The organism is Candidatus Binataceae bacterium, assembly GCA_036495685.1.
Lineage (GTDB): Bacteria > Desulfobacterota > Binatia > Binatales > Binataceae > JAFAHS01.
Genome location: DASXMJ010000040.1, coordinates 1 through 24,345 on the forward strand (window position 1 = coordinate 1; position 24,345 = coordinate 24,345).

The following is a 24,345-nucleotide window of genomic DNA, read 5'->3' on the forward strand; positions in this document are numbered from 1 at the left end:
CCGGAGCGCGTAGATGCCGCGGACGAGTAAAAAATCCGAGGGATTGAGTGATGCCGCTTCCATCGCAACCAGCACATCCTCGGGACCGAGGGTTGGTTCGGGGAGAGTACTGAGTTGGATGACATCCGAGGGTTCGCCAAAGGCCATCAGTTGCAACTGCCGCATGAGAAAACCCCTTGAAGCTGAATTTCCGTTTTGTCCTCAAATTTCATTTAGGCCTTCATGCCGGATTCTTTTTGGCCCTCCGGTAACGAGTCACCAGAGCAATCGGTCGGCCGTTCAGAAACCTTCGAATTCGCGATCGCGAGAGAATATTTTGCTCCCGGACTGCAGCAAATTCGAAGCCACTCGCGATGACCATCAGGGCACATAAGCAAATTCGAACTTCAAACCATCGGGGTCGGCAAAATAGACGGCGAAGTATCCTGGCGAGTACGGATATTCCGCAGGTGGATCGAGGATTTTCGCTCCGATCTTGTTTAAGAGCTGGTGCATCGCTTCGATATCCGACCTGTCTTCAGCGTAAAACGCCATATGGTTGAATCCCGGAGCGTTGCGATCGTGCACCCGGTGCGCAAACTCACCTTTCGATGGCCGAATCGAAATCGAGTAGCCCGGGCCTACCCATGACTTAAGCTCCGTCATCATCGACTGCTGAGTCGTCTCAGGAACCTCAATGGGCATGTATCCCATGAATTTGAAGATCCCGTCGTAAAACTCGAAGGAGCGAGGCAGATCACTGACAGTCAGCGCTATATGACTGATACTTGCACGGGTCATTCACAATACCTCCTGGGCTTTTTTTGTATGCGTGCAATTCGAGGCGGACGTGATCGCGCACCAATTCTCCTTACGGTAGGCAAGATTCATTCACCTCTGCTTTCAGATGTCCTTCTTCGGGTTACGCTTTTCTTCCGCGCTCGCGGGCAATCCACTGCCGTATATAGGATGGACAGTGGCGAAGCTCGATGCCCTGCGTCTCGCAGGCGCTAAGGAACCTGACCGCCTCCAGATCCACCAGCGTTACTTGGGCCATCTCCAATGCGACAGGGCGGCCGCTGCTCCCAATCTTGGCCCTGAGTTCGACGAGATATTCAGAGCGGAGCCACCCGATCAGCTTGATGCCGGTACCGTTCTTTTCCGGCACCGTCTCGATTTTGAATGTCACACTGCGCCTGATCAGCAACGAATGGGCCAGTAAAAAACCTTTGCGTGTATGCCGCTAGAGAGAAGGGGCCCGCCGTGTTTTCGGCATTTGCCGAACTATCGGCCAAAAAATGGCTAAGGAGCCAACTGCTCTGGGCGCTCCTTTCATCGTCGGCTGGGCCGAAGCGCCAGGAACGCTTCGAGGAGTCAGGCTGTCCTGACGCGATTCTTATCGATGCCTAGCGACGAAATTTTTGACTGCAATGTCTGTCGAGGGATTCCAAGCTTTGCGGCGGCTCCGGACTTACCCGAGACTCGACCCCCACTTTCTGTCAAGGCTGCCTCGATTAGTTCCCGTTCGCGATCCGCCAGCGACGCCGAAAGCGGAATTGCTGGGTTCGATTTGGACACGGAAGGCCGCTGAGCTTTCAGCCATGTCTCGTCAATCGCGAAGATATCGCCATCGCAGAGAACTACCGCACGTTCAATGACATTTTGGAGCTCCCGAATGTTTCCGGGCCAGTCGTACGCCTGAAATAACTCGAGAGTGCTCTTGGCGATGCGTGTAAACTTTTTAGCCGCCTTCTTGCTGTAGCGATCGATCAGGTACTCAAGGAGCAAAGGAATGTCGCCTTCGCGTTCGCGGAGCGGAGGCACCAGGATCGGAAATACATTCAACCGATAGAAGAGGTCCTGCCGGAAGGTGCCCGCCTTCACGGCACGTTCCAGGTCCCGGTTGGTCGCAGCTATGACTCGCACGTCCGCCTTAACCGGCGCCGTACTCCCGATTCGTTCGAATTGCCGTTCCTGGAGAACCCGCAACAGGGCGATCTGTGTCTCCATCGGAAGCTCGCCGACCTCATCCAGGAAAATGGTCCCTCCGTCTGCTGCTTCAAAGCGACCCGCGCGTCGCTGCATCGCGCCCGTGAAAGCCCCCTTCTCATGGCCGAAGAGCTCCGAAGCGATTAGTGCCTGCGGAATTGCGGCGCAGTTGACGGGTATGAATGCCCTGGCGGCCCGATTGGAGCGTTTATGAATGGCGCGGGCGAACAGCTCCTTTCCTGTTCCCGTCTCGCCTGAAATGAGGATGGTGGAATCGGTCGGAGCGACCTTTGCTACCTGTGCCAGCACGCGGCATAGAGTATCCGATGATCCTACGATTTCCTCGGACATCGAGGAGCGAACGATTTCCTCTCGTAGTACGAGATTTTCTTTTCGCGCTCTCTCCTCGGCCTGCTTTCGATCCTCGATGTCCGTACCGGTCGCGTACCACCGAATGACCTCTCCCCGCGCATCTCGAAGAGGGTTGTATTGGAACAGGACCCAACGATACTGGCCGTCCTTGCGGCGCAAGCGCTGTTCATTTTGAAATGGGAAGCCACGGGTAAGCGCTTGCTGGCGTTCTTCGCGTAATCTCTCAACGTCCTCAGGATGAAAAACGCGTTGGCGAAAGTCATCCGCCATCACCTCTTCTCTGGTTAGACCCGTATATTCCATAACGGCCCGATTGGCGTAGAGGTTGCTCCCGTCGGGCGTAAGAACGCCGACGTGTTGAGGTATGGCGTCCAGGATCATCCGCAATTCAGCTTCAGACTTCTTAAGTTCCTCCGTGGCCTGTGCCAGCGCGGCACGTGCCCGTTCTCCCTCAATCGCAATCACCGCGATATGGCCCGCTCCCGTAATCAACTGAAGATCGCTCTCACTAGGGGTGCGCGGTTCGCGGTAGTAAATCGCAAACGTACCGAGCACTTCATGATCTTTTGAAAGCAGGGGCTCCGCCCAAGCCGCCCGCAAGCCATTGCTTAGGGCCCGTTCTCTATAGTCGATCCACAAAGGGTCAAGCGCAATGTCCGAAGTGATCACACGCTGGCGCCGAAATGCAGCCGTGCCGCACGCGCCGACGCATGGGCCGATAGGCGCCGGGGTGATGGCTGCAATCCAATCCTTGGTGAAGTTAGGACGGGCAAGTGGCCACAGGCGTTTTCCGTCCGGGTCCACTAACGTCACGGTCGACATGATACCCGGAGATTGGGCGTCGATAGTGTCGCATAGGGCGTTCAGAATCTCGATTGATGAAGCACCTCCGGCGATCATTTCCAGCGTCCGTTTCTCCGCACCCAGCAGCGACTCGGACCGCTTTCGGTCTTCGATATCTGTAAGCAGGACGTACCAGCGGATGATATCGCCGTGCGCATCTCGAAGAGGGAGGCCTGCCGTATGGAACCATCGATAAACGCCGTCGAAACGACGCAGACGCTGGTCACAATCGTACGATCCGGTTTCGAGCGAGTGTTTCCAGGTTGCGACGGTGTGTTGCCGATCGTCGGGATGAATCGCATCCCCCTTGGCCCAACGCTCCCGGAAAGAGGTCTGCCTCGTATTCTTCACGTCTTCGGGCGTGGTGCCGAAGTATTCCTCCACTCGTTTGTTGACGAACTCGACCTCACCGCGCGCGCTCATAATAGCTACCAGCGCCGGAATGCTATCCACGAGCTTCACAAGCACGTCTTGATCGGTTTCGCTTTCGATCCGCCTTGCTGCGCTTAATTCCTGTGCTTCTTGCATTGCAATAACCGCAACTTTTGCTACTACGCCTAGAGCGCTCGTGAGTCATCCATTACCTTATCGCCACTCTTCCCAAGGCGAGCAGCGGCGATGTGCCTAACGCAGGACCGTCGAAAAGATCAAATGTTTGAACCGTTGCAGGGGGACCGCACTACGCTCCGTTTTCGATTGAAGTATCGCACCCTGTAGTGACGCAATCAGGAAGCCAGCAACATCTTCGCATTCCGTATTCCGCGGCACCTCGCCAATCTTCACCGCGGCTTTCAAGCAATACGCGACCGCGCGGCGCATCTCCTCATATATCTCAACCAGCCGCTTCCTGATCACTTCGCTGTGCTCGCTCGCCTCGGCGCTGAAGTTGCCGATGAGACATCCGTTTCGCCAACCGACCCGATTCAGATACTTGATCTGCGCATCAACGAAGCCGTGAAGGCGCTTGAACGGCGGAAGCGAGTCGTTGCGAAGCGTTCTCTGAATCATAGCGCGGACGTCCTTGAAATACAGATCGAGTATTTCAAGGCAGAAGGTTTCTTTTGAGGCGAAGTGGTTGGTGAAGGATCCCTGCGGCACTCCCGCTGCCTCGATGATGTCGCGCACGCTCGCACCCGCAAACCCGCGCTCGTGCACGACGCGGAGACCTTCGGTCAGGATTTTTTCGCGGTGTGACGGCTTGGGCATCTAAGCCAATATGTACGCTCGTATTGAGAGCGTCAACGATCGAAGACTCCGGTCGATAGAACGGCCAGCCGCGAGCTGGTCCAAGCTCTAGAGAGGTTCCAGGACGAGCACCAGGATCTCACGCCCGCACAAGCTCGGTAGGTAGGGAACATCGAATAGGCAGCGTCCGCCCGCTCCCACCATTCGTCCTTTTCTCTGCCGAAGACTTCGCGGGCCCTCATCTTTTGCTTGACCGCAGCATCCAGCAACTCGACCAGCGGATTGGCGACGAGGTTGCGGTACCAGAAGGGGTGGCGAGGAGCGCCGGCGTTGGATGCGACCACAGCGTAAGTACCGTTGTGCTCGATCCTCATCACAGGCATTTTACGAAGCTTGCCGGACTTCGCACCCTTGCAGGTCAGCGCAATGACCGGCTTGCCGTTCAGGGTGCCACCCTCTACGCCGTTGGTCGCTTCATACAGTTCGACTTGTTGTCGCACTGTGTATCGAGCTCGGCTCGTACTCGCCATTTGGAAGCATAGTGAATTTCCCATCGACCATATCTACGTTCGCCAGATCAAATCGTGACGACGATCTTTCCAAACTGCCCGCTCGCTTCGAGATAGCGGTGTGCCTCGACAATCTGGTCGAATGGAAACACTTTATCGATGACTGGTTTCAACGTGCCTTTTTCCAGACCAGCGAGTACAAAATCCACCGCCGCTTTCTGGCGTTGAGCATCACCGCTGGTGGTCCAGATGTTGTACCCTTTTATCGTCAAGATCTTTGCGATGAGGTCGAGCGGGGGCACAGTCGTGACTTGATCGCTGAGCGCCCCGTAAAGATAGAGCAGTCCTTGGAACGACATGGTTTTGATAAGCTTCGGCACCGTCGGTCCGCCGACCGGGTCGAAGACCACACGTGCCCCCTGTCCCCCGGTGATTTCGTCGATCGCTTTCACCAAATCCTCTTCCTCGGTCGCGATGACATACTTGGCCCCGGCATCGGTGAGATGCTTGCGCTTCGCACTGGTGCGGGTGAGCGCAATCGACTTCGCACCGACCGAATTGCTGATCTGAATTGCTGCAAGCCCTACGCTGCTCGATGCGCCCGGAATCACCACGGCGTCTTCTGAGGTGATCTTCGCATCCCCGATCAGTGCCCCATAAGCGGTAATAAACATCATCCAGATTGACGCGGCTTCGAGTGGTGACAAACCTTTCGGCTGCCTGACTACCGCGTGAATGGGCGCGAGCACAACCTCGCCGTACATCCCGTATTGATTCATCGAGAACGACGGAATCACGTTGACCTCATCGCCAACGGCAATGGTAGTGATATCCCGACCGACCGAATCGACGTTGCCCACCGCTTCATAGCCAAGCCGAGCGGGGAATTTGACCGGCTCGATGTACTGATTGTGGCGCCACATCGACTCGGCACGATTGAGTCCGATGGCTTTTACCCGAATACGCACTTGTCCGGGTCCCGCTTTGGGAACATCGACATTCTTAAACGTCAAAACCTCAGGCCCTCCGGCCTCTGCAAACTCTACGACGCGTGACATATAAGACCTCGCTTACTGTTGATGACGATTTTCAGGCATTTCACATTCAGCCCCTGCACTGCCCATGCTCCATCGAACAGGCGGCCCAATCTTCGAAGGCGCTATCGCGGCCGGGAAGCAGTTGCACCAGGAAGTGATCATAGCTCGCGCGCGCGATGTGCTGGTGTCTGAGGGGCCCTCCCGCGGGTCTGAAAGCGATCCTTGCAGGTGCTCGTTCGGGTTGCGCCAGACTCTTAGTCAGCGAGCATTCCTCCATCCACCGGGATAGAAGCACCGGTCATGTATGAGGCGTCTGCGGAGGCTACAAAGACGATCACACGCGCGATCTCCTCTGGTGTTGCGAGACGTTTCACCGGCACGGTCGAGACGAGTGCCGCCTTATTTTTGTCGGTATCGGTAAAGCGCGTGAGCATACCGGTATCCGTGGTGCCCGGAGCCACCACGTTTACGCGAACACCACCGGTCTGCGCGACTTCGAGTGCGGCGGACTTGGTTATTCCTTCCACCGCGTGCTTGCTACCAACGTAGACGGATGCGCCCGGGGCGCCGACGCTTCCGTACGCAGATGAAATATTGACTATGCTCCCGCTGCCTTGCGCCAGCATCACGCGCAATTCGTGCTTCATGCTCAACAACACGCCCAGCACATTGGTGTCGAACGTGGCCGCGTAGCTCTCAGCGGTCTGCTCGGTTACGAGACCGCGCAGCCCCTCTGTAGCGGCGTTGTTGACGGCAATGTCCAGGCGACCGAAGCGCACGACGGTCTTATCGACCAGGTCGCGCACATCCCCCTCATTCCTCGCGTCGGCGCGTCCATACTCCGCCTCGGCGCCAATCCCGCGAAGCTCGGCCACTAATCTCTGCCCGGCCTCGTCGCGCCGGCCGGAGACAACGATGCGCGCGCCTTCTTGCGCGAAGGCAATAGCGGTGGCTCGTCCGATACCGGTCAAGGCGCCAGTGATCAAAACAACGGGCGTGTTCATGAGATGCTCCTCAGCTTTATCTGTTTGGTGGCGGCACGTATGCGAACTCAAACTTGAGCCCGTCAGGATCAGTGAAATAGACCGCGAAGTACCCGGGCGAGTACGGATATTCCGCGGGCGCGTTGAGCACGGCCGCTCCCATTTCCTTGAGGAGCTCGTGCATCTTCTCAACGTCCGATCGGTTCTCTGCTGTAAAGGCAATATGGTTATGTCCCGGGGCGTTTCGATCGTGCGACCTGTGGGCAAACTCGCCCTTTGACGGACGGATGTTTATGGAATAACCGGGTCCGACCCATGCCTTGAGTCGTGTCTTCATTGCCTGCTGGGTGGCTTCCGGAACTTCCACGCGTTTGAAGCCGATGAATTCAAAGACTTCGTTGTAGAAAGCTGCCGAGCGCTCCAGGTCGCTAACTGTCAGCGCAATATGACTGATACTCCCGCGAGCCATCACGTACCTCCTGCGTATTTCTTAAGCGAAGGCCGAACACCCCTATCGCGCCGTTTTGCCGCCATCAGCGGCGAAGGTCGCATCGGTGCTGAAGGATGCCTTGTCGGACGCGAGAAACACGATCATCTGGGCAATCTCTTCGGGCCTGCCCATGCGTTGTAGCGGCACTCCCGCCACCAAGCCGGCTTTCCGTTCGGCAGTCCCGGTAAAGCGGGTCAGCATTGCGGTATCTATGGGTCCAGGAGCAACGACATTGACGCGCACACCGAATTCCGCCGCCTCCAGAGCCGCCGACCGAGTAAGCCCTTCGACCGCGTGCTTACTGGCCGCATAGAGTGACGCTCCCGCGGCACCCAAGTGTCCGTAGGTGGACGAGACATTCACGATGCTGCCGTGACGTTGGGGCAGCATCACGCGCAATTCATGCTTCATACTTAGGAGTGTCCCGAGAACGTTGGTATCGAAGGTCGTCGCATTGCTCTCGGCGGACTGTTCAATCACCGGCCCCGGCTTTCCCTCGGTGCCGGCGTTATTGACGGCCACATCGAGGCGACCGAAGCGCGCGACGGTCTTATCGACAAGGTCGCGGACATCGCCTTCGTGACGAACGTCGGCATGCCAAAACTCCGCCTCAACTCCTGTCTCGCGCAGCTGAGCGGGTAATTTTTGGCCGGCTTCGTCGCGACGGCCGGAGAGGGCGATTCGCGTACCTTCTTTCGCGAAGGCCAGGGCCGTGGCTCGTCCAATACCCGTGACGGCGCCGGTAATCAAAACAACGGGGGTGCTCATCGTGAACTCCTTGAAGGGCAACTCATAGGTCGGTCGAAGATCAATATGGACGTCCGTATTATTTCAGTCAAGCGATCTCAGAGCCCGCAAAACTGGCTCAACTCGGGTCGCTAAATCAGACGTCGAAAATCGGGCTGCCGATAGTTACTCCGGCAGCGCTGCCGCCGAGTAATTCATTTTTGATCCCGCGCTCTTTGACGATCCAGTCGCGTATGTATGCCGAGCAATGTTCGAAATGAATGCCCTCTGACTCACAAGCGCTTAGAAAGCGGACTGCCTCGGCGTCCACCAGCGCCACTTCTTTCAACTCCAGCGCGCTCGGCGCGCTGGCCGCGATCTGACGTTTCAACTCGGGAAGATGCTCTGCCCGAATTCGACCAATCAGCTTAAGAGTCTTGCCATGCCTGCTAGCCAGTCTTCCAATCTTCAAGGTCACCGTCGTTTCGCAGGGCAAACTACGCGCCGTTCGGAAGCGTGGAGAAGACCACACTTGCTGGAAAAACATTTTGCCCTAGTTTGGGAAATTGCCGACTTCTCGGCGAGAATCTGTGAGCCTCCACGCCGTGCCAGTACGCTGTTAAGGATTCCGGCTCTCACCTGCTGAGCGCGGGGCAGCTCTTCGAAGCCGGGGACTTGAGTCAAAGGAAATTACACGCGCTTTCGGACGGGTCCACGGGGTCTTAATGGACACACCGCGCCGAAGCATGCCGCCGTGGTGGCGTTCGCTTCGCGAGCACGCCGCGCCAGCCCTCGCGGGCCGCTGTGCTCAGGCACGTCCTGCCGCCCGCTGCGCTCGCGCATCTGAAGAAATCTGCGCAAGGACCTCCAGATATGGGTGGAAGGGTCGCGCCAAAAATGTTACGCGAGAAACCAAGTCAAAGAGCAGCACGCCCTGACGCAGAAGCGGGAGCGGGCGAAGGCTCTATTGGCTGAGATTGGGAGCCATGCGCAAGCCTCACTCGCGATGGCTCGCTGTCTATCGCTTCTCTCCTGGCGGCTGGCGGGCGGGCGGCATGACGCCTTTGGCGTGCTCGGGCACGCCCTCGGGCATTCGAACCCAATCATGCTTGCTCTCCGTCCACACCGTCCGGATCGGAGCGTCGAACCCGGGATCTGCGAAAGCTCCTACCGCTACGACGGTTGCCTCAGGGCGCGCTTCGACGCCCCAGTAAACCGTGGTTCCGCACTCGGGGCAGAATTGAAACTTAACTTTGCGACCACTGTCGGCCGCACGCGCGTAGGAGCTACTCCGACCGCTGATCTCGACGTTTGAGGTCGGAAACGCCGCATTGGCGGCGAACACGCTACCGGTTCTGCGTTGACACGCCTTGCAATGGCAGGCCGAGACAAAAAGGGGAGAGCCTTCGCAGACCACGGATAGTTGCCCGCAGGAACAGCTCGCAGTTCGTTTCATTGTTTCTTCCTATCTTTCACTGGTTCGCGACCCCAACTGCGCAGCGTCGGGAGTATCTCATGAGCAAACAGATCAAGCTGATGCGGAAGGATCGCCAACACAAGATGCGTGAACGGTGACTTTTCGAACATCGGAGCAAGCGCCCCAAGGACCTGATCGGGAGTGCCGACGATCGGGTCGGGGAACGCAGCGCCTCGCCTCGACGCTGCTGCTCCGCTGAAAGCCACGTCTCGCCCCTCGGGGCTATATTCCTTCGCCCGCTCCTCGGCCAGCATCTTGGCAAAGTCACGCTCGGCGGCGAGCTCCGCCTCGGTGGCGACCACGTGGAGCGGTGGCCCCCAATAACCAGCGTTCGTTTCCTTCGCCGACCGACCGCTGGCCTTTAAGCCGGCGAAGTAGTGCTCGACGGGCGCACCGGGACCTGCCTGAAGGTGATAGCCCTCGCGTCCGGCACGCTCCAAGTTCTTGGGACCGAATCCCCCATACCAGATCGGAAACGGATCCTGCAGGGGCTTGGTCGTCTGCCGAATGTGCGGGATTTTGAAGTACTTACCTTGGTGGTCGAATTCTTCCTCGGCGAATGAACGACGGACGATCTCCATGGTCTCCCACATCCTGCCGGTCCGTTCGCGGGGATCCACGCGGAAGGTCTCGAACTCGAAACCGATCGAACCTGACCCGAATGCGACGTCGAGTCGTCCGTTGCAGAGTATGTCGAGCGTCGCGAGATCCTCCGACAGGCGCACGGGCTCATAGAAGGGAGTGAGCAAAACGAGGGTTCCGAGCCGGATCCGCGAGGTGTGCTGGGCGACCGCAGCCAGGACCATAAGCGGCGATGGATTCCACTGGGTCGGCATAAAGTGGTGCTCGCCGCTGAGCGCGAAGTCGAAGCCGAGCTTCTCCGTGCGCACAACGAGGTCGATGGCGTCACGGTAGAGCTGCACCAGCGGCCGGTAGTCGCCAGAAAGGCGACGGACGAGAAAGTTCAAGGTTCCTACGTGCATGGGTGTCTACTCCGGCCAGTAGTTCGAGCCCTTGCGGCAAAACTCCGTTCTCACCCGTACCTACAAGGGCGCTTCAGGAGCAATGCCGACCAAGGAATGGATTCATGCGTGCGAGTTATGTCGAGAGGACCTTTCACGCGGCCTGATCCCAAAATGGCAACCTGATCTTCAGCGATCAGTGTTCCCCCGCTGTCGCCACGACACCGGCGGTGACTAGTTCCTCGAATCGCAGTCCGTAGCCAATTTCCTTCAGGATTTCCCGGCTATGCCATCCCAGGGGCGGAGCGCCGAACAACGAGAGCAACGGAGTGCGGGAGAACTTTGCAGAAGTTCCGACATTTCGAACCTCCCCTACCCCGGCGTGTGTCCGAACTAGGCTCAGGCCCCGATTTTTGACGAGAGGGCTTTGCATGTTCTCCTCGAAATTGATCAGCACATGAGCACCGAGTCCTGCGGCGGTAATTTTCTTGACCCACTCCTCGGCCGCGGCAGAAGCAAATCGCGACTCCAGTTTCGCGGAGAGTTCCGGTGCTGAAACTCCTGCGATCTCTTCAAGCCCCGCGATTCCGGCGAGGCGCTGCAAACCTGTTTCGCCGGGCGTGGCGAGGAAAAACCATCGATCGCTTGCCTTGTAATGGCGGTAGAGCGGTCCCCATCCGAGCGCATTTTGACCGCGCGGCTCGTTCCAGACCTGACCCTTAAAGTCGATCATGAAAGGAATCTGCAGGAAGGTGCCGCTACGCGAGAGTGCGGCACGTACGGCCTGACCTTCACCGGTACGCATTCGATGGAACAGCGCGAGCAAGATCCCAAATGCGGAGAGGTGGCCGGTACTGAAGTCGCAGATTGCCCAGCCCGCGCGCTCCGGAATTCCGTCACCCGCGCGAAGTTGCATTCCGGTCAGCGCCTGGCCAAGTTCCTCGTGTCCGCGATAATTCTCGCGAAAGCCCCCGTTCGCGTGGCAGGTAATCGACGAATAGACGATATCAGGTCGCAACTTGCGGATGTCGTTTTCGCCCAGGCTCAGCCGTTCGGCGGTGGACGGAATAAAGTTCTGATGGAATACATCCGCGTTCTTGATGAGGCGTGCCACGATCACACGCCCCTCGGAGGACTTTAAGTCGAGCAGGATGCTGCGCTTGCCGTTGTTCACGTATAGATGCGCCATCGCGGCCATCGGATTCTCGGGGTGCGGATCGGATATCTTGATGACCTGGGCACCGTACTCGGCCAGAATCCGGCACGCCGTAGGACCGGCCAGAATCTGGGTTGTGTCAATTACGCGGAACCCATCAAGGGGAGTGCGTGGGGTGGAACGCGCGGAGTCGCGGTTCGGCACTTCCAATTCCGACGGACTCTGACCCAGTGCCGAACTCCTGTCGGAGTCGAGCCCATGACGAGGTCCTCGCGCTCGTGGCGGGGTGGTGGACAGGTGGACTGGATAACCGGCTTGCCGCGTAGGACCCAGCTCCGAATCGTCAAGCGCAATCACGCAGCCGCTCGTGTGTGCGTGCGGGTCATGCAACCACTCCTCGGTCGTCTGACAGAAGCCAGCGGCATTGCCTACTTGTTCGTTAGCGACTCGTTCCCATTCCGCGGCGGTGCGAGCATTAAAGACGTTGGTGAGGAGACTTCGCAGCTCCTTAACGCGTTGGGGATCAGCCTGGAAAATATCGGTAAGCCCGGACTCGTTCGCTTCCTTGGGCAGGAGTTTTTCGGCGAACCATTGGAATCCGCGCAGCGGTGGCGACAGGTCTATCCAGCGACCGTCCGCGCATCGATAGGGGCCGATCGCAGCCATGTTGATTTTTAATGGAGGCGCGGCGGAAGACTGGTCAAGGACTGACTGGCCCGCAACTCCGATCAGTTCGAAACATGCATCAAACAGGGGAACCTCGATTCGCTGTCCCTCGCCGGAACGCTCCCGGGCGATCAACGCAGCAATGATGCTGTGCCCGGCAATGAAAGCCGCAAAAGTCGAGGCAAGGGGAAGAGCGCTAAATACGGGCGCATCACTCTTTCTGAAATACCCGGCAAGATTCGGAGGATCGTAGAGACCGGCCGCGGCGCAGATAACCCCTTCCCAGGCCGGCAGCCCCGCGCGCGGATCGTCCTCACCGAACCCGGGAAGAGAGCAGGAGATGAGGCGCGGATTAGCGGCCGTCATCTCGCGCAAATCCAAGCCGAGCCGCGTCATCACGGCCGGACGGAAGCCCTCAATCACAACGTCTGCGGATTGAATGAGCGCCCGTGCGGTCGCACGCTCTTGCGCGTCATGCAAATCGAGGACGACACTTCGCTTGCCCCGCTGCAGAATCGCATTCGACGGATGTCTCCAGCGCGGGCCGCCCGGCGGATCGATTCGGATCACATCGGCGCCGCTGTCGCAGAGCATCATTGCTGTGAGCGGCGCCGCCAAATATTGGCCGAGATCGATTACGCGAATTCCTTCCAGCGCAGAAGTCATAAACGTTCCTCGAATCTCGAGATCGAGACGGGGCTTGACCTTCGAGCGGCAGTATTGCTACACACACTTTAAATTGCAACTCCATAGACTTCACAAGGAGTGAATTTTGAGCTTGCTCGGTGAGAAATCAAAAAGGAGATTGCTGAGGGTTTCCCGCGAACTAAGCAGCGTCAGCCAAATCCACGAGGAACTTCGGACCATGATTCTGAGCGGCAGCTTTGAACCCGGTGCGCGCCTGTCTCAGATTCGGCTCGCCCAGCAACTTCGCGTCGGACTGACGCCCCTGCGTGAAGCGCTCCGCATGCTGCAACAGGAAGGATTGATTGTCGCTGAGCACAACAAGCGTCCGCGGCTGCTTAGCTTCAATCCGGATGCGATCGACGCCAACTCGGCGGAGGTAATCCTCCTCTTTTCGCTGGCCGCCGCACTCTCCGTTCCCAGGTTGACCGACGAGGAGATCGCCACAATTCGGAATTCGCTAGAGGAGATGCGTCAGGCGGCGGAGCACGAAGATATCAATGGTTGGCTACGAGCGGACTTTGAGTTCCACGCGCGCGCATTCGTACACGCCGGCGGGCCGCTGAATGCGAGGCTGAAACGCGTCTGCGATGAGAATCAATATTACCTGCGGTTCCTGATGACCCGAGAAAATGTCCCTTGGGAAAAGATAGACAGCGACCACCAGGCGATTTTGGATGCCTGCGCGGTCCGGAACGGGGATCTCGCGTCCAAGCTGGTTGCGCGGCATCTTGCCGGCGGTCACATCGCTCTGCTCGCCCACGTGATGCCCGACAAGGAACCGCGCATGATACGCGCGGCGATGCGCCTAATCGTTCCCAAGCCCGAGTTGGTCGTCCCAAAGCGCGCGGCGCGCGGCTGAAACTAATTCCTCCCGAGGAGGCCCTAATGGAAACGGTTGACGAGCGTACCGGAGAGAAAGTCGAGAAAACCATATTCGCCATCAATAGCAGCGAGGATTTCGCGCGACTGCGCGGCCGATGGTCGCAGATGCCGATGATCCCGAAGATAGCTCGGGTCGAGGAGTCTCCGACCGTGAGATTTCCCGGCTCCACCATTCGGGTTTTGCTCAACGGCGAAGAGAGCGGTGGTTCGGTGTCGGTCTTCTACCAGGAGGTCGAGCCTGGATTTGGAGCGCCGCCTCACCATCAGCCAAATGAGGAGGAACACTTCTTCATCTTGGAAGGTGAGATGGAAATGACGATTGGGAACCAGACGATCCACGCAACACCTGGAACGTTTGCTTTCGCTCCGCGCAACGCGACTCACGCGTTCAAGAACAACGGGGAGAAGGTCTGTCGATTTATCACCTGGAACTCGCCGGGTGGCCACGAGCGGATGTTCGAAGCTGGGCAGCGGATGGCTCAAGAACAGATTGGGGACCCCGAAGTCAGGGGAAAGATCTTGGCGGCTCACGACACAATCTTTCATGAGCGCCCGCGCTCGGTACGCGGAGTTAACAGCTGAATCGATGATATTCGGTCTGGCCAACTCGGCGCACCCGAGAGTTTGCACCTGGGGAGACGACCTCAATGAAGGCCTCATTCTTTTGCACTAACAGTTATCTGTCACCGGAACCGTTTCAGCGTCCCGGATGGCCCACACCGCCGGGTTTGTCCAAGCCTGAGATCGGCGTTCAGTCTGCGGAGTTTGCGCTGGCGCAGGCCAAGCTTGCCGACGAAGCCGGTTTCGATTGGATTGCATGTTCCGAGCATCACTACATGCCGGGGCTTCAGACAGCGAATCCCAACATTTTCGCGGCAGCCTTGACCCGAGTTGTGAAGCGCGCGCGCATCGCCGTGCTGGGACCACTCGTGTCGATGACGAATCCGGTGCGGACTGCGGAAGAGCTGGCGATGCTGGATCAGCTGAGCGGCGGACGCCTTATCGCGCTTTTTCTCCGCGGCACGCCCAATGAATTTCTCGCCTACGGAGTGAACCCGCAGGAGACGCGAGCTCGGACTCAGGAAGCGAGCGAGCTTATCGTCCGGGCTCTCACGGAGCCTGAGCCATTCGGATGGGAGGGCAGATATTTCCGCTTCCGCACAGTAGCCGTGTGGCCGAGAGTTATTCAGCAACCACACCCACCGCTCTTCTACTCTGGCAACAGCATCGAATCCGCCACCTTTGCCGCTGAGCATCATTTCGGATTGGGCGTCTCGTATTATCCGCCCCACCTCGTCGCACAACTTACTGCACATTATCGGCAGGCATGCGCCGAGCGCGGATGGGGTCCCATCGCCGATCAACTCATCTATCGGACCTTTGTCGGCGTCGCGGAAACAGACAGAGAAGCGGACGCGATGAAGAGCAGATTCTTCGGTCTCGGCGCAGTGATCGCCGCGACGACTCAGGGCCGCGCCTCAGCGATGGGAATGCCTAAGTTGGATCCCGGCCTTGGAGCCAAGGAGTTCGGGACCGATGCCGACGGAAAGAATTCCAGCGCAGACAAAGGGCAAGCGGGTTTCGGATTTGGTGGACTACAGTTCTGTGGCAGCCCGAACACAGTAGTGAAGCAAATCGCCGAGTTTCACGAGCTCACAGGTGTGGGCGTGCTGGACGTTTCATTCGGCGGTGTGGGGTTGACTCCGGAAGAGGCTCAAAGGTCCTTTCGTCTGTTTACCAGCGAAGTTCTTCCTCGCATTCGCAGCATCGGCACAGCACCGGTAGCTGAGTCAGAGGCTGGTGCGGCGGCTAACTGAGGAGCCTGAGATGAGCAACTCACGAAGTCAGTACACAATCGCCGGTGACGGAAACGGGCCGCGTTTCACCGACGCGGGTTCAGGAAACGCCGTCTTCTTACTGCAGCCTGCATCCAGAGCTCTCAAGGACCGACTCGCTGAAAACTTTCGTGTGATCACGCTCGAAACGCGCGATTCGCGGGCCCTGCAAAGCATAACCCAGTCGCTACGTCGAACGGCCGATCAGTTGGTTATTACAAAATACTCCCTGATCGCGGAGTCTGAATTTGCAGCGGCCGCGATGGCGCACACGATTGACTCTGGCGATTCGGTAGAGTCGTTGACCCTTATTGCGCCGAACGATGCGTCGAATGGCGCCTCGCTCGATCTTCATCTCGAGCAATGCAATGCACCCACCCTGGTGCTATTCGGAACGCGAGATCAGGTCGTGGCGCCTGAAGCAGGACGCGCTTACGCTCGCCGGATTCCCAAATGCTTCTACACGCTGGTGTATGACGCCGGCCACGACATCGGGGCAGATCGGCCACAAGCACTACACGCAGTCGTGCGAGATTTCCTCGAGCATCGTGAGAAGTTCGTGATTGCGCACGAAAGTTCGGTTATTAACCCGTAGTTTCGACAATTGCCGGAAATTTAAATCGCCAAACGCCATGAGTTGTCCGATGCGTGAGCCCTGCGCGGCGGCGATCCTCTTCACTATGTGCCGTAGGCAGATCGCGGGGCGGTGACTTCGCAGAAGGGCGTCCGTTCAAAGTTAGAGACCATGAAGATCTCTGCCGTGGGTGTCAAAGTGGCCGCACTGCCCAATTCATATGGGCGGGGTATTCCACCAAGGCTCAAGTTGGGCGTTCTCTCGATAGAAACCGATGAGGGTACTAGCGGCGAGACATTCGTCAGTGGGCCGGGTGCAAGTCCGGAAGTCGTCGGACAACAGATCGCATCGGTCGTACGCCCGATTTTACTCGGAGGCAACCCTTTGGATATCGGCCGAATTTGGCATGCCTTGGAGGCGCGCTCACGTGCGTTGGACAATACGGTCCAAGGGTACGTCGATGTGGCGCTCTGGGACATTGCGGGTAAGGTTGCAGGACTCCCGATTCATCGCTTGCTCGGGAATGTCAGGACAACCGTTCCTGCGTATGTGTCTTCCTGGCATCATTCGACTCCTGAGGAGTACGCGGAAGAGGCGTTGGCCTACAGAGAGCAGGGAATCGGCGCCTACAAGCTTCATCCTCCGTCATGTGGAAGGGTCTTTGGAGAGGAGGTCCGAGGAGTCACGCTCGATATTGCTGCATGTTCCGCGGTTCGCCACGCCCTCGGCCCTGAAGCACCGCTCTTTCTGGATGCTGCCTTTAGTTACAGCTACCAACAGGCAATTCGGGTTGGTAAGACCATCGAAGAACTTGACTACCTGTGGTACGAAGATCCGCTTCCCGCTCACGACCTCCACGGTTACACGAGACTGAAGCCTCATCTTCACATTCCTATACTCGCGACCGAGGTGACTGTTGGCGGGCCACATGCCCTGCCAGTCTGGATCATAAGCGGCGCCACGGACTATCTGCGGGACGATGTCGTGATCAAGGGCGGTATTACTGGATTGATCAAGATCGCTCATCTCGCGGAAGCCTTTGGGATGAATTGCGAAATCCACGATGCATATAATGCGCTGAACAATGTCGCATCGTTGCATGTGGCCGCGGCGATCAAGAATTGTGAATGGTTCGAGATTCTGACGCCTCATCCCGAGGGGCAATACAATTTCGATCATTTGAACATGGGTCTTGCCGAGCCGTTCGTGATCGACGGTGAGGGGAGAGGGGTGGTGCCGGACCGGCCGGGGCTGGGCGTGGAAATCGACTGGGACCGACTCAGAGCGGCAGGCCTACAGGAGATCAGTTGAGCTTGTCTGGCTGGTTCGGCCGGCGACGCTCGGAGGAAACGATGATCCGCGAGGAAGATCAGAATTCTTGGCCCTGAGTTCGAATATTCAAGGCGCCGCGTTTAAACGGCGCCGCCGCAGGGAGCTGCACATGAAGTTCAATTTTCGTCCGTATGTCCCGACGAAAGAGGACATCGAGCGATCGAGATCGCCGGAAGCGGTTGCGGCGATCCAAAAGAGAATCGGAGACCTGTTCTCCTCCTGGCGGGCGCTTTACGAGGCTCCATACAAGGGCATCACGAGCGAGGGCAAAGTCATTAACGATCTGTACTCGCTTCAGCCGAACGCCGCTCCGACTAAGCCTATGGTCAAGGCTGCGAGCGAGCTGCTGTCATCTATGTCCGATGAACAGCGGTCCGCAATGATGTTTCCGATCGACGCCCGCCAGTGGCGCTCCTGGAATAATACGCCCTTGTGGGTTTACGAATTCGGCTTGTTGATGGAAATGCTTCCGGACGTGCAGCGGCAGGCGATCCTTCAGGTAGTGCGGGCGAGCCTTAGCGCCCACGGATTCAGCATGGCGCGCGATGTGATGCGTCTGAATCAGTTTCTGGGAGAGCTGGTTCAAAACACGAAAATGCTCGGTGAGTGGAGCTACCGGTTCAGTCTCTTTGGACGGCCTTCGATGATTGAACCGTGGGGATGGCACCTGTATGGACACCATCTGGCCCTGAATTGTTTCCTGCTGGGAGAGCAAATGGTGTTGAGCCCGACCTTCATGGGCGCTGAGCCACCCTGGGCTGATGCCGGACCGTTGGCTGGCACTCATCTTTTTGAAGATCAGGAGGAAGCCGGACTTCGTGTACTTCGGGCGCTTTCCAAGAAGCAGCAAGATAAGGCGATCATCTATCCCTCAATCCTGAGCAACGATCTTCCTCCCGAGCGCAAGCATACCGATGACGGCCGTCATTGGGGAGGCTCTTTTCGGGACAATCGGGTGATTCCGTACGAAGGAATCAGCGGTGCGGATCTCACCAGAGAACAACGGAAGTTTATCCTTGAGCTAGTTGACGTTCATGTCAGCACGCTCCCGGAAGGTCCACGCAAGGCTCGAGTCGATGACGTCGAGAGTCACCTGGGAGAAACGCACTTTGCCTGGATCGGAGGCTTCGGGGACGACAGCGCCTTCTACTACAAGGTGCACAGCCCGGTCGTGCTCATCGAATTCGACCATCATCCAGGAATTCTACTGACCAACAAAGAACCCTCGCGGGCACATGTGCACAGCATCGTCAGAACTCCGAATGGTAATGACTACGGCGCTGATCTGCTGCGTCTTCACTATCAACATTCGCACAAAGGTCATCGGCCAGGAGAATAAGACCGATTATGCAACACGTCATTCCAGTCGATTTCTCGAAATTCCCATCAGGTTGGCATAGCGAGATTCTCGCCAGTCCCAAGACCGGTGTCGACAGCTGTTACGTAATCTGCTCTCGCGTGGAACCCGGTGCTAGCGGACCGAAGCTGCATACGCTTCCCGCTGATCAGTTCTATTTCATAGTATCGGGAACCATGCGGGTGCAGCTCGGCACTGAAGAGTTTTCTGTTGGCCCGGATACATTGGTCTCCATACCCGAAGGTACGCCACACTGTAATCGGAATCCTGGAAACGAGACGGAGATTCATCTTGAAATAATAGCGCCCGCCCCTCCGTTCGAGTCGATCGTGGCGCCTGCAACTCCCCGTACTATTCCGAATGCTGCGGCTCTCATCCGAACACTCGATCGTAAAGCTTTCAGCGGGGACAAGTTTGCTGTTCAGTTTCTTGCCAATCGCGCAACAAATTCGAAACACGTAGCTATCAACGTCGCAGAAGTTCAACCCAACGCCGGCGGTCCTTCCTTTCACATCCATTCGTTCGATCAGTTCTACTACGTACTCGATGGCCAGATGTCGGTCGATGTTGGCCTGAATAAGTATCGGGCGAGTGCACACACCCTCGTCGTCCTTCCGGCAGGCGTGGTTCATCAGAACCGAAACAGCGGAATGGGCGTAGAGAGGCACATTACCATTCTTGCGCCGCATCCGGCGGATGGTGAACGACTCGATACTCCTGTAGCAATTCAACACGAAAAGGCATTCGGTCAGCTCTAGAGGGGAGGAATACTCGTGAAAATAGGAGTAGGCGGCGGTGTCATACGTATGCTCGGTGATAGCCGTCCGCTCGTGGAACTGTATCGCGGAGCCGCGCGCCAGGCCGTGGAGGCAGAACAGCGCGGCTTCGATTTTATCAATGTCGGCGAACATCATTTCGCGCCCAACCAGTGGAATCCGTCCTCCTTTCCGCTGCTCTCTTATTTTGCAGCGCAGACTTCGCGAATCCGCATCGGAACCAATGTCCTGGTCGCGCCTTATCACAATCCGATCCGTGTGGCGGAGGATGTGGCGACCGTAGACCTGCTATCGAACGGCCGTGTGGACTTGGTAGTTGGCGGCGGCTCGATCGTTGGCGAGTTCGAGACCTTCAGTGTCAATCCTAAGGAGCGCTGGGGCCGTATGTTCGAGACCCTGGAGGTCGTGCGGCGTTCTTTCGAGGAAGACGGGTTCGATCATCAGGGGCGCTACTTTCGTTTTCCGAACATACGGATGACAACCCGGCCGGTGCAGCAACCGTTTCCGCTCTGGGTGGCTACTTTGGGTCCCAAAATGATCGCTCGAGTGGCTCGGGAAGGCTACCACCTGCAAATCCCAGGCTTCGGCCCGGCTGAGTTTTGCTGGAAGATCTACACGCATGAGCTTCGCAAGCATGGTCGGGATCCCAGCAAATTTAACTTCCACATAATGGCGAGCGTGATCGTTGCGGAGCGTTGGGACGACCACGCGAGTGCCGAGTTGAACGCGAGCACGAAACACTTCCGGCGATTCTATGAGGAGCAGAGGACGGTATTCGAAGGGACGGCTCATCAGCTTGATGATCATCCATCCTTTCAGCCCGTTGCGGGAACCCCCGATCAGGTGCTCAAGCACCTGGAGCCGATTCTGAAGAACAGCGCAGTCACGCATCTTCAGGCCAACATCGATTTTAGGACAATCAACCTATTCGAAAAGGAAGTAATGCCCACGTTACGAAAATGGGGGCGCACACTGGCCCTCTAAGCAGCCTTTCCAAGCCACGATCCTAGCGAGTAACTGGGAGTGCAATTATCACATTCTCCGGTATTCTAGTGTTTCCCACCCCGCAGCCTTGGCGCCGCCGAAACAGCTCTGGCTTTGGAAGTAATTTCGCTAGTTGATGACGACCAACACAGGTCCTTTCGGCGAAGTGCCGTGGATGCGTGAAACATCAACTACAACCGCGGCACCACTCATCGCCGTGTCATGGCGTTGCTCGACCTCGGGGGAAATGTCGAAGATTCGCCGGCGCAGGCCGTCGTCTTCGATCACCTTACCGCGTCCTCGAATGGTCAGCGTCGTCCGCGTGGAGCTGTTCCGGTACAGGAGAGACAACGGGCGATCGGCACGAATTGCACGAATCAGTCCGCTATTGGCATTGCGGACCCATAAGCAAAGCTGGGTCGGGCTGTAAACCTGAACGCTTCCGCGCAGTGATAGTGCGGGCGTTCCCTGATCATCCACGTACGCAAGCACCATCGGAGTCTGGTTGGCGAGCGCGCGGTTAATCGCGGTACAAACGTGGGCCGGCATGTGATCGACCGGCTCCGACGTCATTCGGAAGGAATACTTTTCCTCGATCCGCCCGACTAAATCGTGATCATCAAAAAACAACGTCAGGGAGTAATCGCTTGGCGCTGCGCCTAACCCCGGGAAACCAGCAGTCACTCTGACGCTCTCGTTCCCGCCTTCGGGAAGCGACCATTCAGCCTGCGCTAGCACAGGAGTGAATGCCCATTGCCCCGTGATACGGTCGACGACGGCGTCGCGAGTCTCTAACTCCGTGCCGTTGGCGTTCATGACTATGCCCGGGGCGAGAAATTTGGCCGCGACGATTGCGGCTGAATGTTCACCCGTTCGCAGTGACCGAACGACCGCATCGACGGCCGCTCGCCGGTTTTCGTTCAGCGCGCCGAGCATGGTTGCCTCTCTCAGTTGATCAGCGGCATGTCCGCTGCGGGCGGGCGCCCAGAATCGGCGTTGCGCGCCGGTTCGCTGATCGATCTCCAGTCAGCATCGACGGGCAGTCGCAGGGACGCAGAACGAACCCGATCCAGTCTCACGTTGTCAACGTTGGCCGGAGGGCTTCCACCGTCCTGCATTCTGCGGACGGCCTGCAGGAGTTGCCTCCGAACCGCAATTACCATCGCATCAGACGACCCCAGGTGCTCCTGGGTTCGATCATAAATCGGCTCGCCGTCCGCGTTGCACATCAACTCGGTCATCGCGCGATCCTGGAGGTTCATCACGAACGGAACGCCGTTGAACATCGATTCTTTTTCGACCGCGCGATTGCGCATGTAGTCATTGCGCTTGTTCGCTTTGGTCAGGAAATAGCTGCGCGGGTCGTGAGTACGTTCGACGTACCCTCCGACTTCATCGAAAGCATTTGGATTGCCCGTGAGTTCGCGCTCGTCGACCGCTCGGTCAACGCGCGCCGTTTGCGAAATGAGCATCATGTGCGTGTCATCTAGCGGCACGAACGATCGCAAATTGACGAGATTGGGGACGCCAATCGTGATCATCGAGTGGAAGGGAAAGATGAACTGGTTTAGGCGGTGCCACTCATCGCCTTCGGGGAGACTTCGCTTGGCGGTGTAAAAGGCGCCGTACTCCGTCGGCACCACATCGAGTCGAGGAGCTCGCTTGTCGGGGTTCCAGAAGCCGCGCATTCCGACGGTGGGTTTGGGACTGTCAACCTTGAGTCGGCGATGGATCCAATCGAGATGCGCGGAATCCAGATCGCCTTCGAGATTTTGTAGCCAATTGGCCTTCTCCATCATGATGTTCGGTCTGCAAACGTAATCGAAGGGGAGCGTGTTTACCTCGAACGCAGGGAATGGAGGGGGTTCGCTGCGCGGTCCCATGTAGATCCAGATCATGTGATTCACATCGCGGCAGGGGTAGGCTCGCGCTTTTATCTTTGCCTGGAAGGATTTTCTCCGCTGCTCGTCGGGCTCGGTCGGGAGATCAACGCAGTTGCCATGGACGTCGAATTTCCAACCGTGGTACGAGCACCGAAGTCCACACTCCTCGTTGCGCGCGAAGTAGAGACTCGCGCCCCGGTGTGGGCACGCTTCGAGCATCGCTCCCACGTTTCCGTTCGTGTCCCGGAACATCACGAGGTTCTCACCCAAAAGGCGCATCCGTTTCGCCGGGCCGTCCGGTTCGGAAAACTCCAATGAGGGCAACGCGGGAATCCAGTATTGACGCATTAGGTCGCCCATCGCCGTTCCTGGCCCGACCCGACAAAGCAGTTCGTTATCTTCCTTGGACAGCACTTTAGGATCCTGCGCGGCAAGATCTCACTTTGAGTCGTACCCCTGCGCGTAGCTCCGGAGCAATGTCAAAGAGGGAATAAATTGATACGTCAAGGTTATCGATCGAGGTTCTCCGGCGAGTCGGCCGATCTATAACTTATGCACATCAGTCCATGACGGGTACGCCATTGATTGAATTGATGACCCGGCTAGCGTAGTCCGCGTATTCTCGAAGGAGGGTTGGTTTTGATAATCGACGCGCACGCCCATCTAGTGGCACCCGACTCACTGTACAGTTACCTTTCAACCCTTCGCGCATCTGGCGGGACCTATGGGAATGCCTCGCCAGTGAGCGATGAGGCACTGACTGCTTCTGCCGGTTCAAACCTCAAGATCATGGACAGCGTCGGAACCGACATGCAGCTCCTGTCGCCGCGCCCCTTTCAGTTGAATCACTCCGCCAAGCCGGCCCGAGTCGTTCACATGTGGGTTCGGGCCAACAACGACACCATCGCGCGCACGGTTCAGATGCATCCCACTCGCTTTCGCGGCGTGGCGGGTTTACCGCAAGTGGCCGGCGAAGGGGTTCAGATCTGTTTCGAGGAAATGGATCGCTGCATCAACGAGCTTGGCTTTGTCGGCGTGCTTCTCAACCCCGACCCCGGTGAAGGCGACGGCAAGACGCCGAACCTCGGAGATGAGTATTGGTATCCACTCTGGGAGAAGTTGGTGAAGATGGATGTTCCAGCGCACATCCATTCCGCCGGTTGCTACAACGGACGTGAGGTCTACGACGAGCATTTCTCTTCCGAGGAGACCCTCGCGATCATTTCGATCTACCGCTCGGCCGTATTTGAGGATTTTCCAGCGCTCAAGCTGATGGTGAGTCACGGGGGCGGTTCAATTCCGTTTCAGATTGGACGGTGGCGTTCTCACCATGCGCTCCATGGCCGCCGCTTGGTAACCAGGTGGAAGAGCTTCGATGAGTTTTTCCGAAAGTTCCATTTCGATACCTGCGTCTATACCAAGGATCCTCTCGAGTTGCTGTTCAAAATCGCGGGACCTGACCGCTGCCTGTTCGGGACCGAGAAGCCGGGAAGCGGCAGCGGCATCGATCCGGAAACCGGACGTAGTTATGACGATGTGAAGCCCACTATCGAAAGTATTGCCTCCTTAAGCGCCGCCGACAAAACCGCAATCTTCGAAGGCAACGCCCGCCGCATCTTCAGCCGGATTGATAGCGGCAAACCTGCTCAGAGGTAACCGGG

At 57.7% G+C, this 24,345-nt stretch carries 24 protein-coding genes; 9 read left to right on the plus strand and 15 right to left on the minus strand.

Annotated elements, in window-relative coordinates; translation table 11 throughout:
- Positions 1 to 360 precede the first annotated feature (360 nt).
- The 13 genes from VGI36_04520 to VGI36_04580 form a co-directional block, all read right to left on the minus strand.
- On the minus strand, positions 361 to 780 hold the full coding sequence (locus VGI36_04520; GenBank protein HEY2484386.1) for a VOC family protein: 420 nt from the start codon (positions 778 to 780) through the stop codon (positions 361 to 363).
- 121 nt (positions 781 to 901) lie between these two features.
- A complete protein-coding gene (locus VGI36_04525) occupies positions 902 to 1,168 on the minus strand; it encodes a hypothetical protein (GenBank protein ID HEY2484387.1) in 267 nt (88 codons plus the stop codon).
- Between the two features lie 185 nt (positions 1,169 to 1,353).
- The gene (locus VGI36_04530) at positions 1,354 to 3,645 is read right to left on the minus strand and encodes a sigma 54-interacting transcriptional regulator (GenBank protein ID HEY2484388.1); all 2,292 of its coding nucleotides are present in this window, start codon (positions 3,643 to 3,645) and stop codon (positions 1,354 to 1,356) included.
- Between the two features lie 162 nt (positions 3,646 to 3,807).
- On the minus strand, positions 3,808 to 4,389 hold the full coding sequence (locus tag VGI36_04535; GenBank protein HEY2484389.1) for a TetR family transcriptional regulator C-terminal domain-containing protein: 582 nt from the start codon (positions 4,387 to 4,389) through the stop codon (positions 3,808 to 3,810).
- A 32-nt stretch (positions 4,390 to 4,421) separates the two neighbouring features.
- The gene (locus tag VGI36_04540) at positions 4,422 to 4,868 is read right to left on the minus strand and encodes a nitroreductase family deazaflavin-dependent oxidoreductase (GenBank protein HEY2484390.1); all 447 of its coding nucleotides are present in this window, start codon (positions 4,866 to 4,868) and stop codon (positions 4,422 to 4,424) included.
- A gap of 77 nt (positions 4,869 to 4,945) precedes the next feature.
- Positions 4,946 to 5,935 carry a zinc-dependent alcohol dehydrogenase family protein gene (locus VGI36_04545; protein ID HEY2484391.1) on the minus strand — a complete coding sequence of 330 codons (990 nt, stop codon included), beginning with the start codon at positions 5,933 to 5,935 and terminating at the stop codon, positions 4,946 to 4,948.
- Between the two features lie 233 nt (positions 5,936 to 6,168).
- Complete coding sequence (locus VGI36_04550; GenBank protein HEY2484392.1) at positions 6,169 to 6,918, minus strand: SDR family oxidoreductase; 750 nt, start codon at positions 6,916 to 6,918, stop codon at positions 6,169 to 6,171.
- 16 nt (positions 6,919 to 6,934) lie between these two features.
- Positions 6,935 to 7,366 (minus strand): VOC family protein, encoded by a 432-nt coding sequence (locus VGI36_04555; protein ID HEY2484393.1) that lies wholly within the window; start codon positions 7,364 to 7,366, stop codon positions 6,935 to 6,937.
- Positions 7,367 to 7,408: 42 nt separating this feature from the next.
- The gene (locus VGI36_04560) at positions 7,409 to 8,155 is read right to left on the minus strand and encodes a glucose 1-dehydrogenase (GenBank protein ID HEY2484394.1); all 747 of its coding nucleotides are present in this window, start codon (positions 8,153 to 8,155) and stop codon (positions 7,409 to 7,411) included.
- 115 nt (positions 8,156 to 8,270) lie between these two features.
- Entirely contained in the window at positions 8,271 to 8,585 is a 315-nt protein-coding gene (locus VGI36_04565; protein HEY2484395.1) for a hypothetical protein, read from the minus strand.
- A 546-nt stretch (positions 8,586 to 9,131) separates the two neighbouring features.
- The gene (locus VGI36_04570; GenBank protein HEY2484396.1) at positions 9,132 to 9,569 is read right to left on the minus strand and encodes a GFA family protein; all 438 of its coding nucleotides are present in this window, start codon (positions 9,567 to 9,569) and stop codon (positions 9,132 to 9,134) included.
- On the minus strand, positions 9,566 to 10,573 hold the full coding sequence (locus tag VGI36_04575) for an LLM class flavin-dependent oxidoreductase (protein HEY2484397.1): 1,008 nt from the start codon (positions 10,571 to 10,573) through the stop codon (positions 9,566 to 9,568). Before VGI36_04575 ends, VGI36_04570 begins: the two co-directional genes overlap by 4 nt.
- Positions 10,574 to 10,748: 175 nt before the next feature.
- Entirely contained in the window at positions 10,749 to 13,040 is a 2,292-nt protein-coding gene (locus tag VGI36_04580; GenBank protein HEY2484398.1) for a CoA transferase, read from the minus strand.
- Positions 13,041 to 13,179: 139 nt separating this feature from the next.
- On the opposite strand from VGI36_04580, the gene VGI36_04585 reads away from it, so the two are divergent.
- From VGI36_04585 to VGI36_04620, 8 genes are all read left to right on the plus strand, one after another.
- Complete coding sequence (locus VGI36_04585) at positions 13,180 to 13,920, plus strand: GntR family transcriptional regulator (protein HEY2484399.1); 741 nt, start codon at positions 13,180 to 13,182, stop codon at positions 13,918 to 13,920.
- A 26-nt stretch (positions 13,921 to 13,946) separates the two neighbouring features.
- The gene (locus VGI36_04590) at positions 13,947 to 14,525 is read left to right on the plus strand and encodes a cupin domain-containing protein (protein ID HEY2484400.1); all 579 of its coding nucleotides are present in this window, start codon (positions 13,947 to 13,949) and stop codon (positions 14,523 to 14,525) included.
- A 65-nt stretch (positions 14,526 to 14,590) separates the two neighbouring features.
- Positions 14,591 to 15,760, plus strand: a complete 1,170-nt coding sequence (locus VGI36_04595) for an LLM class flavin-dependent oxidoreductase (GenBank protein HEY2484401.1) — start codon at positions 14,591 to 14,593, stop codon at positions 15,758 to 15,760.
- Between the two features lie 10 nt (positions 15,761 to 15,770).
- Positions 15,771 to 16,373 carry an alpha/beta hydrolase gene (locus VGI36_04600; protein HEY2484402.1) on the plus strand — a complete coding sequence of 201 codons (603 nt, stop codon included), beginning with the start codon at positions 15,771 to 15,773 and terminating at the stop codon, positions 16,371 to 16,373.
- A 150-nt stretch (positions 16,374 to 16,523) separates the two neighbouring features.
- Positions 16,524 to 17,663 carry an enolase C-terminal domain-like protein gene (locus VGI36_04605; GenBank protein ID HEY2484403.1) on the plus strand — a complete coding sequence of 380 codons (1,140 nt, stop codon included), beginning with the start codon at positions 16,524 to 16,526 and terminating at the stop codon, positions 17,661 to 17,663.
- A gap of 130 nt (positions 17,664 to 17,793) precedes the next feature.
- Positions 17,794 to 19,023 carry a DUF3500 domain-containing protein gene (locus VGI36_04610; protein ID HEY2484404.1) on the plus strand — a complete coding sequence of 410 codons (1,230 nt, stop codon included), beginning with the start codon at positions 17,794 to 17,796 and terminating at the stop codon, positions 19,021 to 19,023.
- 8 nt (positions 19,024 to 19,031) lie between these two features.
- Positions 19,032 to 19,799, plus strand: coding sequence for a cupin domain-containing protein (locus VGI36_04615; GenBank protein ID HEY2484405.1), 768 nt, complete (start codon positions 19,032 to 19,034; stop codon positions 19,797 to 19,799).
- Positions 19,800 to 19,814: 15 nt separating this feature from the next.
- A complete protein-coding gene (locus VGI36_04620) occupies positions 19,815 to 20,801 on the plus strand; it encodes an LLM class flavin-dependent oxidoreductase (protein HEY2484406.1) in 987 nt (328 codons plus the stop codon).
- Positions 20,802 to 20,930: 129 nt separating this feature from the next.
- On the opposite strand, the gene VGI36_04625 is transcribed toward VGI36_04620, so the two are convergent.
- Both VGI36_04625 and VGI36_04630 read right to left on the minus strand, forming a co-directional pair.
- A complete protein-coding gene (locus VGI36_04625) occupies positions 20,931 to 21,737 on the minus strand; it encodes a pyridoxamine 5'-phosphate oxidase family protein (GenBank protein ID HEY2484407.1) in 807 nt (268 codons plus the stop codon).
- A gap of 11 nt (positions 21,738 to 21,748) precedes the next feature.
- On the minus strand, positions 21,749 to 23,098 hold the full coding sequence (locus VGI36_04630; protein HEY2484408.1) for a Rieske 2Fe-2S domain-containing protein: 1,350 nt from the start codon (positions 23,096 to 23,098) through the stop codon (positions 21,749 to 21,751).
- Between the two features lie 225 nt (positions 23,099 to 23,323).
- Here VGI36_04630 and VGI36_04635 point away from each other — a divergent pair, with 225 nt between their 5' ends.
- Positions 23,324 to 24,340, plus strand: a complete 1,017-nt coding sequence (locus VGI36_04635) for an amidohydrolase family protein (GenBank protein ID HEY2484409.1) — start codon at positions 23,324 to 23,326, stop codon at positions 24,338 to 24,340.
- Positions 24,341 to 24,345 lie beyond the last annotated feature (5 nt).

Bases quoted from the DNA above. Each gene is read 5' to 3' on its own strand.
- VGI36_04520 (HEY2484386.1), bottom strand. From the start codon at position 780: ATGACCCGTGCAAGTATCAGTCATATAGCGCTGACTGTCAGTGATCTG.
- VGI36_04600 (HEY2484402.1), top strand. From the start codon at position 15,771: ATGAGCAACTCACGAAGTCAGTACACAATCGCCGGTGACGGAAACGGG.
- VGI36_04550 (HEY2484392.1), bottom strand. From the start codon at position 6,918: ATGAACACGCCCGTTGTTTTGATCACTGGCGCCTTGACCGGTATCGGA.
- VGI36_04580 (HEY2484398.1), bottom strand. From the start codon at position 13,040: ATGACTTCTGCGCTGGAAGGAATTCGCGTAATCGATCTCGGCCAATAT.
- VGI36_04590 (HEY2484400.1), top strand. From the start codon at position 13,947: ATGGAAACGGTTGACGAGCGTACCGGAGAGAAAGTCGAGAAAACCATA.
- VGI36_04570 (HEY2484396.1), bottom strand. From the start codon at position 9,569: ATGAAACGAACTGCGAGCTGTTCCTGCGGGCAACTATCCGTGGTCTGC.
- VGI36_04615 (HEY2484405.1), top strand. From the start codon at position 19,032: ATGCAACACGTCATTCCAGTCGATTTCTCGAAATTCCCATCAGGTTGG.
- VGI36_04545 (HEY2484391.1), bottom strand. From the start codon at position 5,935: ATGTCACGCGTCGTAGAGTTTGCAGAGGCCGGAGGGCCTGAGGTTTTG.
- VGI36_04575 (HEY2484397.1), bottom strand. From the start codon at position 10,573: ATGCACGTAGGAACCTTGAACTTTCTCGTCCGTCGCCTTTCTGGCGAC.
- VGI36_04625 (HEY2484407.1), bottom strand. From the start codon at position 21,737: ATGCTCGGCGCGCTGAACGAAAACCGGCGAGCGGCCGTCGATGCGGTC.
- VGI36_04605 (HEY2484403.1), top strand. From the start codon at position 16,524: ATGAAGATCTCTGCCGTGGGTGTCAAAGTGGCCGCACTGCCCAATTCA.
- VGI36_04560 (HEY2484394.1), bottom strand. From the start codon at position 8,155: ATGAGCACCCCCGTTGTTTTGATTACCGGCGCCGTCACGGGTATTGGA.
- VGI36_04555 (HEY2484393.1), bottom strand. From the start codon at position 7,366: ATGGCTCGCGGGAGTATCAGTCATATTGCGCTGACAGTTAGCGACCTG.
- VGI36_04535 (HEY2484389.1), bottom strand. From the start codon at position 4,389: ATGCCCAAGCCGTCACACCGCGAAAAAATCCTGACCGAAGGTCTCCGC.
- VGI36_04595 (HEY2484401.1), top strand. From the start codon at position 14,591: ATGAAGGCCTCATTCTTTTGCACTAACAGTTATCTGTCACCGGAACCG.
- VGI36_04610 (HEY2484404.1), top strand. From the start codon at position 17,794: ATGAAGTTCAATTTTCGTCCGTATGTCCCGACGAAAGAGGACATCGAG.